This window comes from Amycolatopsis lurida, from assembly GCF_900105055.1.
GTDB lineage: Bacteria > Actinomycetota > Actinomycetes > Mycobacteriales > Pseudonocardiaceae > Amycolatopsis > Amycolatopsis lurida.
Genome location: NZ_FNTA01000003.1, coordinates 500,551 through 515,590, shown reverse-complemented (window position 1 = coordinate 515,590; position 15,040 = coordinate 500,551). Strand labels below are relative to the sequence as shown.

Genomic DNA, 15,040 nt, shown 5'->3' with positions numbered 1-15,040 from the left:
CTGTGCGTACCCCGCATCGAAATCCCGGAACACAACTCGTGCTCTCCGGTGTCACCAAGCGTTTCGACGACCACGTCGTACTGGACCAGGTCTCCTTCACCGTCAAACCGGGGGAGAAGGCGGGCGTCATCGGAGACAACGGCTCTGGCAAGTCCACGTTGCTGAGGCTGATCGCCGGCCGGGACCGGGCGGACAACGGCACGGTGACCGTCACCGCGCCCGGCGGCGTCGGCTATCTCCCGCAGACGTTGGAACTGCCCGGCACCGCCACGGTCGGCGACGCGATCGACCTCGCGCTGGCCGACATCAGGGAACTGGAATCCCGGATGCGGGCGGCCGAGACGTCGCTCGAGACCGCCGAAGACCTGGCCGCGTACGGCGACCTCATGACCGCTTACGAAGCCCGTGGCGGTTACGAGGCCGACGCCAGGGTGGAGGTCGCCCTGCACGGGCTCGGGCAGCCGGGCCTCGATCGCGGCCGCGCGCTGGGCAGCCTGTCCGGCGGCCAGCGGTCGCGGCTGGCGCTCGCGGCCACCCTGGCAGCGTCACCCGAACTGCTGTTGCTGGACGAGCCGACCAACGATCTCGACGACGAAGCCGTCACCTGGCTGGAGAACCACCTTCGCGGGCACCGCGGCAGGATCGTCGCGATCACCCACGACCGGCTGTTCCTCAACCGGGTCACCGGCACGATCCTCGAGGTCGACGCCGATCGCCGGACCGTTCAGCGGCACGGCAACGGCTACGCGGGCTACCTCGCGGCGAAGGAGGCCGCGCGGGCCCGATGGGTCCGCGAGTATGAGGAGTGGAGGTTGGAGAAGGCCCGCTACGAACGGATGGCGGACGTCAACATCGACCGGTTCTCCGCGATACCGCGCAAGGCTCCGGCAGCCTTCAGCGGGGCCGGCGCGTTCCGGGCCCGATCCCGGGCGCACGGGGCGATGAGCCGGATCCGGTCGGCCCGCGAGCGGATCCAACGGCTCGAGGCGGACCGCGTTCCGCCGCCGCCCGAGCCGCTCCGGTTCACCGCACGGATCGCCACGGGAGAGATCGAGGCCGATCAGTACGTGGTGAAGGTGGACGACGTGTCGGTCGATGGTCGTCTGCCGCGGACGTCGCTCAGCGTGCTGCCCGGCGAACGTGTTCTCGTGACCGGGCCCAACGGGGCGGGCAAGACGACGCTGATGCGGGTGCTCGCCGGCGAGCTGACGCCGTCGACGGGGTCGGCGGAGCGGACGGGCCGGATCGGGTTCCTGCACCAGAACGGCGGACTCACCGCCGATTCCCGAACCGTTCTGGCGGTCTTCGCCGGGGACGGCGACGAGGACGAGGCGGCTGAGAGATTGCTGTCGCTGGGCCTGTTCCGCGCGCCGGATCTGCGCAAGCCGGTCCGGGACCTGTCCATCGGGCAGCGCCGCAGGCTCGAACTGGCCAGGCTCGTGACGGCCAAGACCGATCTGCTGCTGCTCGACGAGCCGACCAACCATCTCGCCCCGGATCTGGTGGAGGAGATGGAGCAGGCGCTCGCGGAGTACTCCGGTGCGCTCGTGGTCGTCACCCACGACCGGCGGATGCGGCGGACGTTCGAGGGCAGGCGACTGGAACTCGTCACTTCAGTGGCCTGAGCGGTCCGTCCACTTTGGCCGGGTTGAGGCAACTGTTCAGCCCGTCCACGAGGGAACAGGTCCCCGGACCGCGCTTGAGCCGGAAGCCCTGCGGCACGCCACCCGCCGCCACCAGAGCCTGGTACGCGGGAACGGCGTCCGTGGGGCGCCGGGTCAGCGCGGGATCGGTGAGAGCGTCCACTGTGTACAGTCCGAACCGGGCGCGATAGCTGCCCCATTCGTAGTTGTCGGTGAGGCTCCAGTAGTTGTAGCCGATGAGGTTCATCCCGTCGGCCTTGGCTCGCTGGAGCCAGTACACGGTGTCGCGGACGTGATCGCCGCGGGTGTAGTCCGCGTCGCGGAGTTTCCCGTTGTCGGTCGCCATGCCGTTTTCGACGATGTAGAGCGGCAGGCGCGGGAACCGGTCGTGGTAGCCGCGCAGCGCGTAGTAGATGCCTTCGGGCTGGAGCTTCACGTCCCAGAACTTGTCGGTCGCCGCGGCGAACACCGTCCAGTTGTCGATGCTCAGGCCGTAGTAGTAGTCGATCCCGATGAAGTCGAGCTTGTCCTTGACCTGGTCGAGGAAGAACCAGTCGGCCATCCCGTTGACGCCGGTGATGTAGGCCTGGTTGCTCGTGACCTTCGAGGTCGGGTCGAGTTCGTGGATCAGGTCGTAGGCCCGCCGGTGCGCCTGGACGATGTTGGACTGCGCCGCGAAGTACCGCGTCGCGTTCAGCGCGCCGACCTTCTGTTCGTTCTTGAGGAAGATGAGCGGCTCGTTGAACGTCACCCAGAGGGCGTCTTGTCCGGCATAGCGCCGGACGATCTTCCGGCTGAACTCCAGCCACGCGTCGGCCGTCCGCGTCTCCGCCCAGCCGCCCTGATCGAGCGCCCAGCCCGGGTAGACCCAATGGTTGAGCGTGATCATCGGGGTCATGCCCGCGGCCCGGACCTGCCGAAACACGTCGTCGTAGAAGGCCAGCTCGGTTTCGTCCCACCGTCCGGGTGAGGGTTCGACGCGAGCCCACTCGATGCCGAACCGGTAGGTGTTGACGCCGAGCCCGGCCGCGAGGCGGATGTCGTCGGCGTAGCGGTGCCGGAAGTCCACGGATTCGCGGTATTCGTCGACGCCGTCCCTGCCGGCCGAACGATCCACGAATCGCTTCCAGTTGCTGTCCGGAGCGCTGCCCTCGGACTGATAGCCCGACGACGCGACGCCCCAGTAGAAGTCCCGCGACCAGCCGTCGTCCTGCGATGCGGACACGTCCACCGCGGAAAGTGTCGCGCATAGTGAGACGGCGACCACCGAGGACAGCACCCGGCGTAACCTTCCCCGATGCTCCGGCCACTTCGTCGATCGTTCACCAGCGTCCGCCATCCACGGGACGCTAACGTGGGTGAACGGCGTAAACAAGCGGCCGTCCGGGGACTTCGACGATGACGTTGGGGAGATGATCGACTTGACCGGCAGCACGGTCCGCCATGCCGTCTATCTGCCGCCTTTCGGCCCGTTCGGTGAGCCGGGGGTGCTCGTCGACCTCGCCGTGCGCGCCGAGGCGGCGGGCTGGGACGGGTTCTTCCTGTGGGACCACGTGGTCGCGGACACCATGCCCATCGCGGATCCGTGGACGACGCTCGGCGCCATCGCGCACGCCACCGACCGGCTGCTGTTCGGCCCGATGATCACACCGCCCGCCCGGCGCCGCCCGTGGGTGGTCGCCCGGCACGCGTCGACGGTCAGCAGGCTTTCCGGCGGGCGGCTGATCCTCGGCACCGGGCTCGGTTCCGACGAATCCGGTGACTTCAGCCGGTTCGGTGAGCAGACCGACCTGCTGACCCGCTCGGCGATGTTCGACGAGGGTCTCGACGTCATCCGCGCGATCTGGTCCGGCAGGCGTTTCGACCACGACGGCGCGCACTATCAGGTCGCGCTCGCCGAGGCCCCGCCCGAGCCGTTCCCGATCCCGATCTGGGTGGCGAGTTCCACCGACAATCCGCGCGTCGTCCGGCGGGCGGCGTTGTGCGACGGGATCTTCCCGAATCCGGAGGACCACACGCCGACAGCCGAGGAGATCGCCGAGACCCACCGGGCGCTCGGTCTCGCCGGGCTGGAGCCGGGCCGTCCCTTCGACGTGGCGGTCGCCGGGAACGCGAGCCCGGCGTGGGAGGAGCCGATCAAGGTCGACCTACCCGCGCTGGGGCAGGCCGGGATGACGTGGTGGATGGAGTCCCTGATGCATCTCGACCCGCTGGAGCTTTCGCAGAAGATCGTGGACGCGGGTCCGCCTCGGTGGTGACGCGTCCGTGAAGGTGCCGGCCGCAGCTCTCTGTCCATAGTGGACTCCGGCTGCGCCGTTCGCCGAATACCGTTGCTCCAAAAGCCTTCACCGTCCTTGCGGCGCCGCTCGCCTTTGATAACGTCACCGCGGGCGTCCTGCGAACCAGTGACGCTCGGGGGAGGGGCGGGATGGCTGAGGAGCGCCATGCGATGCGACTGGAAACCGGGGTCACGCTGGTCAACGCGTTGACCGGGGAGCATGTCCAAGGCAGGCCGAAACCCGCGCTCCGAGGCCAAGATCTGATCCGAGCCGCCACTGAAGCGCTCGGAACCGGGAACAGCCAGGTCGATCTCCTGACCGCGGAGCGGCTGCGGAATCTGGCCTCGCGCCTGCGGGAAATCATCGAGTCGCTGTCGCGGCGGGAACCGGACCGGGCGGCGGGGCTGCTCAACCGGATGCTCGTCGACAGCAAGGCCCGGCCGTCCCTGCATCGCCACGGTGAACAGTCGTGGCATCTGCGGTTCCATGGTCCTGAGGCCGACCTCGTCCAGCAGTGGGCGGCGGGCCTCGCGGTGTCCGTGGCCGCGGCGCTCGGCGACGACATCCCGCATCGCGTCGGGTTGTGCGCGGCGCCGCGATGCGATCAGGTGTACATCGACGCGAGCCAGGCGCAGATCAAGCGGTTCTGCGGGCTGGCCTGCCAGAACCGGGTGAAGGCCGCCGCGTACCGCGCCCGCCGGTCAGGAGCGTGAGCCCGGCGGTGTCGCGTCGACGTACCACTCACGGCCGAACGCGAGGCCGAAGAGCGGCGCCGGAAGCCGGGTCACGACGCGCATCAGTGGCGCGAGCCTGCCGTTCCCCTTCACCTGCGAGGAATGGGCGGCGATCGCTGCCTGCTTCTGGCGTGCGAAGCGCCGGATGTCGAAGGTGTGCGTGATCTCGGACTTGGCGCTGTAGGCGCGGAGAAGCACGTCGACGTCATAGCGGAACGGGATCCGTGCCAGGCGCACCAATCTCACCAGGCGCGCGACGACGTCGCGGGGGATCGTGGCCTCCAGCAGCCGGACGTCGCCGGCGAGTTCCGCCGCCCGCTTGCCGACCTCGTGCACCTTGACGTGGTCGCGGTGACCGTAACCGCCGTTGCGGTCGTAGCTCAGCAGAACCGAAGCACCCTCTTCGCGCAGGATCGCCACGAGCCGGGCCGCCGCTTCGTCGGTGCCCGCGCGGACGAAACGGACCCAGCCCGGCGGGTCCGGATAGAGCATCGCGCCGTGACCGCTGCCTGCGTAGCCGAGATGGACGACGCGCGCGACGCCGAGCACCTTCGCGCTCGCCTCGAGTTCGGCCTGGCGCGGCGCGTCCGTGCCCCGCATGCCGATGGTGGCGACGACGAGGACGACACGGTGGCCGTTCGCGGCGGCGCGGGCGAGGGTGCCGCCGGTCAGCAGGGCTTCGTCGTCCGGATGGGCGTGGAAGGCCACGATGGTCGTCACGCTCCGAGCATGCCCGAGATCCTCGGAACGGTCGGTGGTCGACTCTTGACCGTCCGTCGATCCTGTGGGTAATCTTCCCTTTACTTTCCAATAGTAAGGAAAGTTTCCTATTTAACTCCGCCGCCCTGACCGTCGGCGCGCCAACGTCGGTGCCGTCGACGCGAGAGGAGAAGCCGAATGCGTTGGGACAAGATCCGTCTCCGGGTGACGGCCGCACTGGCCGCCGGACTGCTGGCCCCGGTCGCGGCCGCGAGCACGTCGATGGCGACCGAGACCGCGACAGAGCCCGCAACGCAGGCAGCCGCCGCGCTGCCGCCGGGGAGTCCGGCGGCGGTCAACGGACAGCTGAAGGTCTGCGGCCTCCAGCTCTGCAACTCCGCCGGCAAGCCGATCCAGCTCCGGGGCATGAGCACCCACGGGATCCAGTGGTACAGCCAGTGCGTGAAGACCGCTTCGCTCGACGCGCTGGCCAACGACTGGAAGGCCGATGTCCTCCGGATCTCGATGTACATCCAGGAAGGCGGCTACGAGACCGACCCGCGCAAGTTCACCGACATGGTGCACGGGTACATCGAAGAGGCCACCAAACGCGGGATGTACGCCCTGGTCGACTGGCACCAGCTCACCCCCGGCGACCCGAACGCGAACCTCAGCCGCGCCAAGACGTTCTTCACCGAGATCGCCCAGCGGCACAAGGACAAGACCAACATCATCTATGACATCGCCAACGAGCCCAACAACGTCAGCTGGGACCGGGTGCGCAGCTACGCGGAACAGATGATCCCGGTCATCCGCGCTCAGGACTCCGACGGTGTCGTGCTGGTGGGCACGCACGGCTGGGGCTCGCTCGGCATCTCCGACGGCCGCAACGAGACCGACATCATCAACAACCCGGTGCGCGCCAGCAACTTCATGTACACGTTCCACTTCTACGCGGCGTCGCACAAAACCGAGTACTTCAACGCGCTGACCCGGGCCGCGAGCAAGATCCCCCTGTTCGTGACCGAGTTCGGCACCCAGACCGCCAGCGGTGACGGCGGGAACGACTTCACCAACTCGCAGAAGTACCTCGACTTCCTCGCGTCGAAGAAGATCAGCTGGACCAACTGGAACTTCTCCGACGACAGCCGTTCGGGCGCGGTGTTCAAGCCGGGCACCTGCTCGGGCAGCTCGTTCACCGGCACGGCTCCGCTGAAGCCCGCCGGTGTCTGGATCCGGGACCGCATCCGCACCGCGGACAACTTCCCGACCTCCTGATCCCGGCAGCGCGCATGGCGGGAAGGGGTCGTTCAGGACGTCTTTCGTCCTGAACGACCCCTTCCTGGCATTTCAGCCGAGGGGTTCGAAGTCCAGTGCGGCGAGCCGGTCCGGATCGGCGAGGATGTCGATCGCCGCGATCTTCCCGCCCACGACGGTGAACGCGAAGACCGTCGTCGGCACGCTGTCCTTGGTGACCACCATCCCGGCCGCGCCGTTGACCAGTGCGGGCCGCAGCTCCCCGCCCTCGCCCGCCGACCGGAACATGAGCGCCTGGCTCGCGATCGTGGCCGCCCCGCGCACGAACCGCGACGTCCCCGCCGGAGCCGCGCCACCCTCGGCACGCAGGATGACGTCGGGGTCGAGCACCGAAACCAGCGCGTCGAAGTCGCCGCCCCGGGCGGCGGCGAAGAACGCGTCGACGACTGCCCGCTGACGGCTCAGATCCGCGTCGGGGACCGTCGGCGACCCCTGCAGACGGCGGCGCGCGCGGCTGGCCAGCTGCCGGGTCGCCGCGGAAGACCGGCCCACGATCGGGGCGATCTCGTCGAACGGCAAGGCGAACATGTCGTGCAGGACGAACGCCAGCCGCTCGGCGGGGTCCAGGGTGTCGAGCACGACCAGGAGCGCCAGCCCGACCGAATCCGCCAGCAGAGCTTGGTGTTCCGGGTCGATCCCGCCCTCGCGGCCGATGATCGGGTCGGGGAGCTGCGCGCCGACCGGCTCTTCGGGGCGAGACTTGCGTGAGCGCAGCATGTCGAGACAGATCCGGCCGACGACGGTGGTCAGCCAGCCACCGAGGTTGTCCACGACGCCGGAGTCCGACCGGCTCAGCCGCAGCCAGGCCTCCTGCACGGCGTCGTCCGCTTCGCTCAGCGAACCGAGCATCCGGTACGCCACCGCCCGCAGATGCGTCCGGTGCCCTTCGAAACGCCGCGCCAGCCAGTCGTGTTCGTCCACGGTCCCCATCCTTCATCGATCAGTCGTAACCCTGACGCGTGGGGGATCGAAGATGTGACAGGCCCAGGAGCCTGCCGCGAACGCTGTGGAGTTCGCTGCCGGTGACACCGGCGTCGAGCAAGTGTTGTTCGACATCGAAGCCGTTGAGGGTCGCGATGACGGCTTTTTCGGTCGTGGTGCCGCGATCGGCGAGAGCGGCCTGGATGAACGGTTGTTGGTCGGCGGTTCCCATTGCGGCGTACAGAGCCTTGAGGGCTTCGGCGGACATGGCGTAGTCCGCGGCGATCGCCCGGGGTTCGACGTCGGCCAGCGCGAGCAGCAGAAGCGCGATCAGCCCGGTTCGGTCCCGGCCGCCGCCACAGTGGAACAGGACTCCGCCGGGATCGGTGTGGGCGATCGCCTTGATGACGGCGGCGCAACGCCGGGCCTTCCGCTGGAGGAAGACGGGATAGTAGAGCGGGGTGCCGTTGAGTCCCTCGCGATTGACGTGCTGCCAGAACTCGATGTCCTCGATGTCGTCGAGCGGGACTTCGAGCCGGTTGACGCCGGTCGGTGTGGTGGCACCTTCCGGGGCGGCGGCGAATTGTGCCGAGCCCGCCTGTGCCGTGAACGGAGTTTCGGCAGGCCGGATCTCGTCCGCGTTACGGAGGTCGACAACCGTGCGGACGCCGGACTCACGCGCTTGTGCCCAACCCGCTTCGGTGACGAAACGAAGGTCCGCTGCCCTGAAGAAGGCTCCATAGCCGGTCGTGGCGCCGGACCTGGTCGGCAGTCCGCCGAGGTCTCTGGTATTGAAGAAACCTTCCCAGGACACTGCTCTGCTCGTGTTCATCGTCCGGGTCCCCTGTCCTCGATGACATCGTCAGTCAGCCGGGTCTGCGTGTATCGACGCGCGACGCGCGGGTTGGTTCATTCGCGAGTAGCCGCCGTCGACCTCCTTCACCGGTTTGTGGGGAAAACGGCGTTCGGCGTAGGCCTTCGCCGCCGATCCTTCACGCACGTACAGTGTCTCCACCTTGTCCTGCAGCGGTTTCACGATGGTTCCAAGGAAGCCACGACGGTCTTCGAGGTACGGGCCGAGCACGTCTTCGCCCGCCGGGCAGACCGCCATGCAGTACGCGGCCTTGTAGTTCGGCTTGAACGCGAGGCTCTGCCACATCGACACGTTCTCCGAGTCGGTCACCCTGGACCGGAAGTCGGCGGCGTCCTCGCTGTCGGCCACGGTCTGGGCCCAGTCGGTGAAACCGCTCATGAACTCGCGGTAGTTGTGCGTCGAACAGGCGAGGAAGTCGAATTCGCCGGTCTTCGAGATCGCCCCGATCGGACAGGCGGCGACGCACAGCTTGCACTCCAGGCAAGGGTTGTAGTCGAGGGCTTCGCCGTAGGCGGACACCTCGGCGTCGACGAGCAACGTCGCGAGGAGCACGAAGTTGCCGAACTTCGGGTGGATGACGTTGCGATGCAGTCCCATGGCGCCGAGACCGGCCGCGACGGCGACCGTCTTGTGCGCGACGACCCAGATCCGGCCGGGATAGTGCTCCATCTCCATCGGGAACGTCGCGGACGGGTTGATCGCGCGGTATCCGGCGTCCTGCAGCGTCCGGACGATCGTGTGCCCGGCCTCGTTGATGATCTCGCCGGTGCGGTGGAACTCCTGGTTGGCGACGCTGCGGGCGGGGGAGCGGACGTCGTCACGGTTCATCCGCACCACCAGCGAGACGAGGGTCTTGGTACCGGGAAGGGCGCGCTCGACGTGCTCGCGTTCGCCCGCCAGATCGGGATGGTCGAGCGAGACGGCGGCCGCGTCGTCGGCGCCGGCGGCGAGGCAGATCTCCTTGAGCCAGGCGGCGTCGATCACCGGGGACGGCTTGTCGCGCGGTTCGGCGAGCACCGCCCGTACCGACGGATGGTCCGCGAGCTTCTTGGGAAGCCTGCCGGTCACAACGCCTCCAAGATGGTCGCGTTGGCCTGGCCGCCGCCTTCGCACATCGCCTGCAGGCCATAGCGGGCGCCGTGATGGTGCAGCGCGTTGACCAGCGTGCCCATCAGGCGCGTCCCGCTCGCGCCGAGCGGATGGCCCAGCGCGATCGCGCCGCCGTGGACGTTGACCTTGGCCGGGTCGGCCCCGGTTTCCTGCTGCCATGCCAGTACGACACTGGCGAACGCCTCGTTGATCTCGAAGAGGTCGATGTCCGCCAGGCGCAGACCCGCGCGCCGCAGCACCTTCTCCGTCGCCGGGATGACGCCGGTGAGCATGAGCAGCGGGTCGGATCCGGTGACGGCGAAACTGTGCAGACGGGCGCGCGGGCGGAGGCCCAGCCGGGCGGCGGTTTCGCTGGAAGTGATGAGCAGGGCGGACGCGCCGTCGTTGATCGGGCTGCTGTTGCCCGCGGTCACCGACCAGTCGATCTGCGGGAATCGCGCGGCGACAGCGGAATCCTGGAAGGCCGGGCGCAGCTTGGCGAGCGTTTCGAGATCGGTCCCCGGCCGGACGGACTCGTCGGTCGACACCTGGCCCGACGATGTCTCGATCGGCACGATCTGGCTCGCGAACCGGCCGAGTTCGTGCGCCCGTGCCGCCTTCCGGTGCGAGGACATCGCGAACTCGTCCATCGCGTGGCGGCTGAGCGACCATTTCGCGGCGATGAGTTCGGCACTGATCCCTTGGGGCACCAGGCCTTCCGGGTAGCGGGCGGCGACGCCGGGGCCGAGCGGATCGGTGCCCGGCAGCACGTTCGACCACATCGGGACGCGGCTCATGGACTCGACGCCGCAGGCGATGACGACGTCGTACGCCCCGGCCATCACGCCTTGCGCGGCGAAGTGCACGGCCTGCTGACTGCTTCCGCACTGCCTGTCGACGGTGGTCGCGGGCACGGTTTCCGGCAGCCCGGCCGCGAGGGCCGCCCACCGCGTGACGTTCTGGGCCTGTTCGCCGACCTGGTCGACCGCGCCGCCGATGACGTCGTCGATCAGCTCCGGATCGAGGCCGTTGCGTTGGACGAGGGCTTGCAGCGTATGGGCGAGCAACTGGACCGGATGGACCCCGTGCAGGGCACCACCGGGTTTGCCCTTGCCGATCGGGGTACGGACGGCGTCGACGATGACCGCGTCGTGCACGGTTGCCTCCACTGGTGAGTTGGTATTTCCAACTCACTCTGACATCGAGTGGGTTGGAAATCAAGACTCACTGGGTTTACGCTGGTCGCATGACCGAAGGACCGAGGGATTGCTCGATCGCCAACGCGATGGAGGTGATCGGGGAGCGCTGGAGCCTGCTCGCGCTGCGCGAAGTGTTCTTCGGTGCGCGGCGGTTCGATCAGATCGTCCGCAACACGGGGGCGAGCCGGGACATCCTGACCGCGCGGCTGCGGAAACTCGTCGAGACGGGAATCCTCGAAAAACGGCTCTACGAGGAGCATCCGCCGCGCTACGAGTACGTGCTCACCGAGGCCGGGCACGCGCTCAACCATGTGCTTTTGAACCTCATGGCCTGGGGCGACGCGTATGTCACGGAGGGCCCGCCGCCGACGGTGTGGCGGCATTCGTGCGGCGAGGTCCTCGCGCCGGAGACCGTCTGCGCGCACTGCCGCGAACCGGTGCGGGAAAAGGACATGACGCTGGTGCGGAGCAGCCGGCGCACCCGTTCCTCGTGAGTGGTAAAGACGGTTCTAGCCGTCCTTACCACTCACGAGGTCGGTTTCAGGAGCGTGCCGCCCATTCCCGCGCGATCATCCGCATGAGCGCCGGATAGACGATCAGGTACCGGAACGGCTTGATGAAGGTCATGTACACCCGGCCGAACATCCCGTTGGGTTTGACCAGCACCGCCATCTGACCGCGATACCCGCCCTGCCCGTCCTCGACCCAGGCGATGTGCAGGACGCCGTGCATGGTCCGGTTCGCCATTTCGGCGGCGAATTCGTCGTCGAGCCGGTACAGCGGGGTGAACGGCAGCCAGTCCTCATCCGGGCCGATGGGTGTGTCGCGGAGGTCTTCCGGCAGCCTGCCGCGGAGCGAGCCCACCCTGGTGTCGAGGCCGGAATCCCGTTCGTCCAGCCCGAGGAGGCCGCCGAGCTTCCAGCGCAACGCCCACAGTGCCCGAACGGGGAGCGGCGCCCCATCCGGGAAATTCCCCGACGAGAACTGCTTGACCAGCTTGCCGAAATCGTCCGGCCCGCCGGGTGTATCGAGTGCCCAGACGTCTTCGAGGTCGAAGTCCCCGGCGATTTCGTGGATCCGCCACGTGTGGACGGTGTGGGCCGTGCTCGCGAGTTTCATGCCGACACCAGCTGGACGATCTCGCGCGGACGGACTTCACGGTCGTCGAAGGCGACGTCCACGTCCGCCGATCCCAGGGCCTGCATCGATGCCGCCTGTGCCGCCTCGGATTCCCAGCGCACGATCGACACCACGGCGTCGCTCGCGGCGGTGATCCAGCATTCGGCGGCGAGGCAGCCCGGAGTGGAGCGCAAGACGTCGGCGACTCGCCGGACGCGCGACACGAAGTCGTCGTGATGATCGGGGTGCGGGTAATGCGTGGCCACGAATCCGACAGTCATCGTCGTTGTTCCTCCCAGTGAACTTCCGCCATCTATACGGTAGCGTATATATCGTCCTCGTGGTGGCGGAGTGACGGGAGATACGGTGATCCCATGGCCGCCGAAACCCGGACCCCGCCGAGCGCCTGGATCGACGCGGGGTTGCATGCCCTCGCCGCCGGAGGTCCCGACGCCGTGCGCGTCGAGGCACTCGCGAAAGCCTTGGGTGTCACCAAAGGCGGGTTCTACGGTCATTTCGCCGATCGGGGCGCCCTGCTGGAGGAAATGCTCGCCACCTGGGAGCGGATGAGCACGGACCTCCTCTTCGAGAGCGTCGAGAGTGAAGGCGGTGACGCCAGGGCGAAGATCCGCCGCGCGGGTCTGCTCGCCGGTGATCGTCTCCTGCCGATCGACCTCGCCATCCGGGATTGGGCCCGGCGCGACGCGGTGGTGGCCGAACGGCTCCGGCGGGTCGACAACCAGCGAATGGACTACCTGCGTTCCCTCATGCGCGAGATCTTCGCCGACGAGGACGAGGTCGAAGCCCGCTGCCTGCTCGCGTTCTCGCTCCTGATCGGCAAGCACTTCATGGCCGCAGATCACGGCGGCCGTACTCGGGAAGAGGTCACCGAACTGGCCGGGGCACTGCTCCTCGGCGGCAGGCCCGGTCATGCGAGCTGAAGCGGGTCACCGGCTCCTGGCCTTCCTGCGCGAGCTTCAGGCGGTGAAGGTCGCGGAATTCAGGTGGCAGCTCGACGGATCGATCTGGCAGGCCGTCGTGGACGTCGAGCCGCGACGATGGCTCGGGCTCGCCTTCGAAGCGGTCGACCCCGTGACCGGCAAACGCGCCACCTACGACATCGACACCGATCTGTACGACCTGTCGCAGGAAAAGCAGCGCGAGTTCGCGGAGGAGATCGAAAGCGACATCATCGAATTCCTCGACACCCTGAGGAAGGGAGCCGTCCTGCGCGGCAACGACGGAGCGAAGTTCGTGCTCGTCTTCCCCTTGGACGGTTCCTATGTCCGCGTCGTGCGGGGCCGCTTCATATGTGGCGCGTCCACATGCCCTGATCTCGCGGCGGCGAAGGCCGGTGGCGACTACGTCCCGCTCGAATGACTACTCGTCCTCTTCCTCGGGTGTCGTCGGGACCTGCTTGCGCGCGACGTAGACGAGCAGCCCGATGATCACCACGGGGCCGACGAAGATGAGGATCTCGTCCCAGCCGCCCTGGTGCATCATCACCACCCGCGCCGCGATGGTCATGAGCCGGAGACCAGCGCGATCCCGAGCGCGGTGTAGCCGATCATCAGCGCCAGCATGGGGTACTGGCCCACCTTGACGTAGTTCGCGCGCAGCACGCCGACGGAACGATCATGCGCCGAGGTTACGGCCAGCACATGCCCGGCGACGATCCCGGCGATCTGCACCAGCGCGATCACGCCTGCCGAGACGACCGTGTAGTCGATCGCGCGGCCGAACCCCTGCTGACCGGAGAACACGGCGAACGAGAAGTAATGCGCGACCGTGTAGCCGACCATGATCGGGATCAACGACGGCGCGAACGCCGGATAGGGATCGAACCCGCGGCGCAGATACGGCCTGGTCAGGCTGATGGCGCCCGCATAGGCGCCGTAGGTGAGCGCGATACAGGCCGCGAGCCCGGCGGTGCCGCCGAGGACACCGGCCTCCAGCGACGTCCAGAACGGAAGCCGGGTGAGGCCGTCGAACGCCGTCGAGCCGAGAACCACCAGCACCAGCGCGGTCAGCCACGGCGCGGGGGAGATGGTGAGCAGGCCGTCCAGCGGGTTCCGGATCACCAGGCGCCCATCTGCCCGCCTACCGAAAGGGGAGAGGGCCGCGATCAGGCGCGCATAGACCTCGAAGGCGTCACCGTGGTCGAACCACCGCGGACCGTAAACCCCACCCAGAGCGATGTGTATAACGGCATATACGGCGGCGAAAAAGGCGATTGCTCGCGGTGAGTCCGAATGCGGGAACACAAGTTCCAGCCAAAGAAATGCCAGGAGACCGACGATCGCGGGCAGGTACCCCAGCCGACCCGGGAGTTCGCGTCGCCGGGCAGGGATCAGTGCCGCGATCGTCCTCAGTGGATTCAGTCGCCGCCAGACCGGGCCGAACAGGAGTGAGAGCGGGACCAGGCCGACCCAGAACCAGACGTAGAACCATGCCGGTGCCGGGTTGCCGGCCGAGTTGTCCGGACCCGCCCACGCCATGGCGAGAAAACCCGCGAACAGAATCACGCCGAGCACGCGCCCCGCGATTCGCGAAAACCGGCCGTCGACGAACCGTTGCAGGACGAGGGGGAGGGGGCGGCCGGCGTCGGCGCCGCGGAGTTTCGGCTCCTTCCAGAGCACGGTGAGCGCGAAGAAGGAGACCACGACGGCCGCCGCTCCCGCGTAGAGCGCGAGCCACAGCGGGACCGGCAGATCGGACCGGCCGCCGAGACCGTGCGCCAGGATCATCCGCTCACCCGGAGCTTGGTCACCGCCGCGCCGCTCTTGTGCAGTTCCACCTCGAAGATCCCGTCGATGTTCGCGGTGAAGGCGACCGTCCCCGGGACGCCGGGTGACAGCTGGGCGGCCTTGTCGTAGCCGTGGACGTGCAGTTCGTCCGGCTGGTCCGAAGTGACTTCGAGCGCGACGTTCTCGCCGGTGCGTACCGCGACCTCCTCGGGTCCCGCCGTGCGCTTGCCCTCGGTGATCGAGAACTTGACGGTCCGGATGCCGGTGCCCGGCGCCTGCTCGGAACCGGCCGAACAGCCGGTCACGGCCAGCAGTGCGGCCACGGTGATCGCGCCGATCCTCCGCATCGAGGTGCCTCCAAGTCGTACGCCCCGGCTTGCCCGGCCGGGACCTTGCGCCTATCGTGTTACCCCAAGGTA

At 68.1% G+C, this 15,040-nt stretch carries 18 protein-coding genes; 7 read left to right on the top strand and 11 right to left on the bottom strand.

Translation table 11 applies throughout. From position 1 onward, the window contains the following. Positions 1-2: 2 nt before the first annotated feature. Positions 3-1,625, top strand: coding sequence for a ribosomal protection-like ABC-F family protein (gene abc-f, locus BLW75_RS04730; RefSeq protein ID WP_034306704.1), 1,623 nt, complete (start codon positions 3-5; stop codon positions 1,623-1,625). Here abc-f and BLW75_RS04725 read toward each other — a convergent pair. Further along, entirely contained in the window at positions 1,609-2,874 is a 1,266-nt protein-coding gene (locus BLW75_RS04725; RefSeq protein WP_091596882.1) for a glycoside hydrolase family 1 protein, read from the bottom strand. The genes abc-f and BLW75_RS04725 overlap by 17 nt on opposite strands. A 181-nt stretch (positions 2,875-3,055) precedes the next feature. On the opposite strand from BLW75_RS04725, the gene BLW75_RS04720 reads away from it, so the two are divergent. Then, on the top strand, positions 3,056-3,901 hold the full coding sequence (locus BLW75_RS04720; protein ID WP_034306707.1) for an LLM class flavin-dependent oxidoreductase: 846 nt from the start codon (positions 3,056-3,058) through the stop codon (positions 3,899-3,901). Positions 3,902-4,092: 191 nt separating this feature from the next. Further along, positions 4,093-4,635, top strand: a complete 543-nt coding sequence (locus BLW75_RS04715) for a CGNR zinc finger domain-containing protein (protein ID WP_241783311.1) — start codon at positions 4,093-4,095, stop codon at positions 4,633-4,635. Here BLW75_RS04715 and BLW75_RS04710 read toward each other — a convergent pair. Beyond that, a complete protein-coding gene (locus BLW75_RS04710; protein ID WP_034306712.1) occupies positions 4,624-5,376 on the bottom strand; it encodes a PIG-L deacetylase family protein in 753 nt (250 codons plus the stop codon). The genes BLW75_RS04715 and BLW75_RS04710 overlap by 12 nt on opposite strands. A 177-nt stretch (positions 5,377-5,553) precedes the next feature. Here BLW75_RS04710 and BLW75_RS04705 point away from each other — a divergent pair, with 177 nt between their 5' ends. Then, positions 5,554-6,633, top strand: coding sequence for a glycoside hydrolase family 5 protein (locus BLW75_RS04705; protein WP_034306714.1), 1,080 nt, complete (start codon positions 5,554-5,556; stop codon positions 6,631-6,633). A 72-nt stretch (positions 6,634-6,705) separates the two neighbouring features. Here the strand turns inward: BLW75_RS04705 and sigJ are convergent, their stop codons facing one another. From sigJ to BLW75_RS04685, 4 genes are read right to left on the bottom strand one after another with little or no spacing between them, the layout of a single operon-like run. After that, a complete protein-coding gene (gene sigJ / locus BLW75_RS04700) occupies positions 6,706-7,593 on the bottom strand; it encodes an RNA polymerase sigma factor SigJ (protein ID WP_034306898.1) in 888 nt (295 codons plus the stop codon). A 19-nt stretch (positions 7,594-7,612) separates the two neighbouring features. Then, positions 7,613-8,425, bottom strand: a complete 813-nt coding sequence (locus BLW75_RS04695; protein WP_034306716.1) for a tyrosine-protein phosphatase — start codon at positions 8,423-8,425, stop codon at positions 7,613-7,615. Between the two features lie 30 nt (positions 8,426-8,455). Beyond that, the gene (locus BLW75_RS04690) at positions 8,456-9,535 is read right to left on the bottom strand and encodes a (4Fe-4S)-binding protein (RefSeq protein ID WP_034306718.1); all 1,080 of its coding nucleotides are present in this window, start codon (positions 9,533-9,535) and stop codon (positions 8,456-8,458) included. Continuing rightward, a complete protein-coding gene (locus BLW75_RS04685) occupies positions 9,532-10,713 on the bottom strand; it encodes a thiolase family protein (protein ID WP_034306900.1) in 1,182 nt (393 codons plus the stop codon). Before BLW75_RS04685 ends, BLW75_RS04690 begins: the two co-directional genes overlap by 4 nt. A gap of 89 nt (positions 10,714-10,802) precedes the next feature. Between BLW75_RS04685 and BLW75_RS04680 the strand changes: the two genes are divergently transcribed. After that, on the top strand, positions 10,803-11,249 hold the full coding sequence (locus BLW75_RS04680; RefSeq protein WP_034306720.1) for a winged helix-turn-helix transcriptional regulator: 447 nt from the start codon (positions 10,803-10,805) through the stop codon (positions 11,247-11,249). A 46-nt stretch (positions 11,250-11,295) separates the two neighbouring features. Here BLW75_RS04680 and BLW75_RS04675 read toward each other — a convergent pair whose 3' ends face one another. Continuing rightward, positions 11,296-11,874, bottom strand: coding sequence for a DUF2867 domain-containing protein (locus tag BLW75_RS04675; protein ID WP_034306722.1), 579 nt, complete (start codon positions 11,872-11,874; stop codon positions 11,296-11,298). Continuing rightward, a complete protein-coding gene (locus BLW75_RS04670; protein WP_034306725.1) occupies positions 11,871-12,155 on the bottom strand; it encodes an antibiotic biosynthesis monooxygenase in 285 nt (94 codons plus the stop codon). The genes BLW75_RS04675 and BLW75_RS04670 overlap by 4 nt, the downstream gene beginning before the upstream one ends. Before the next feature lie 93 nt (positions 12,156-12,248). Between BLW75_RS04670 and BLW75_RS04665 the strand changes: the two genes are divergently transcribed. Both BLW75_RS04665 and BLW75_RS43135 read left to right on the top strand, forming a co-directional pair. Then, positions 12,249-12,815, top strand: a complete 567-nt coding sequence (locus BLW75_RS04665) for a TetR/AcrR family transcriptional regulator (protein WP_034306728.1) — start codon at positions 12,249-12,251, stop codon at positions 12,813-12,815. Beyond that, positions 12,805-13,254 (top strand): hypothetical protein, encoded by a 450-nt coding sequence (locus BLW75_RS43135; protein ID WP_241783313.1) that lies wholly within the window; start codon positions 12,805-12,807, stop codon positions 13,252-13,254. Before BLW75_RS04665 ends, BLW75_RS43135 begins: the two co-directional genes overlap by 11 nt. Here the strand turns inward: BLW75_RS43135 and BLW75_RS42710 are convergent, their stop codons facing one another. The 3 genes from BLW75_RS42710 to BLW75_RS04650 are packed head-to-tail and all read right to left on the bottom strand — an operon-like array spanning position 13,255 to position 14,968. After that, positions 13,255-13,401: a hypothetical protein gene (locus BLW75_RS42710; RefSeq protein ID WP_167373469.1), complete on the bottom strand. Its 147-nt coding sequence runs from the start codon at positions 13,399-13,401 to the stop codon at positions 13,255-13,257. After that, positions 13,398-14,621: a hypothetical protein gene (locus BLW75_RS04655; RefSeq protein WP_034306730.1), complete on the bottom strand. Its 1,224-nt coding sequence runs from the start codon at positions 14,619-14,621 to the stop codon at positions 13,398-13,400. Before BLW75_RS04655 ends, BLW75_RS42710 begins: the two co-directional genes overlap by 4 nt. Next, complete coding sequence (locus BLW75_RS04650; protein ID WP_034306733.1) at positions 14,618-14,968, bottom strand: cupredoxin domain-containing protein; 351 nt, start codon at positions 14,966-14,968, stop codon at positions 14,618-14,620. The genes BLW75_RS04655 and BLW75_RS04650 overlap by 4 nt, the downstream gene beginning before the upstream one ends. Positions 14,969-15,040: the final 72 nt, after the last annotated feature.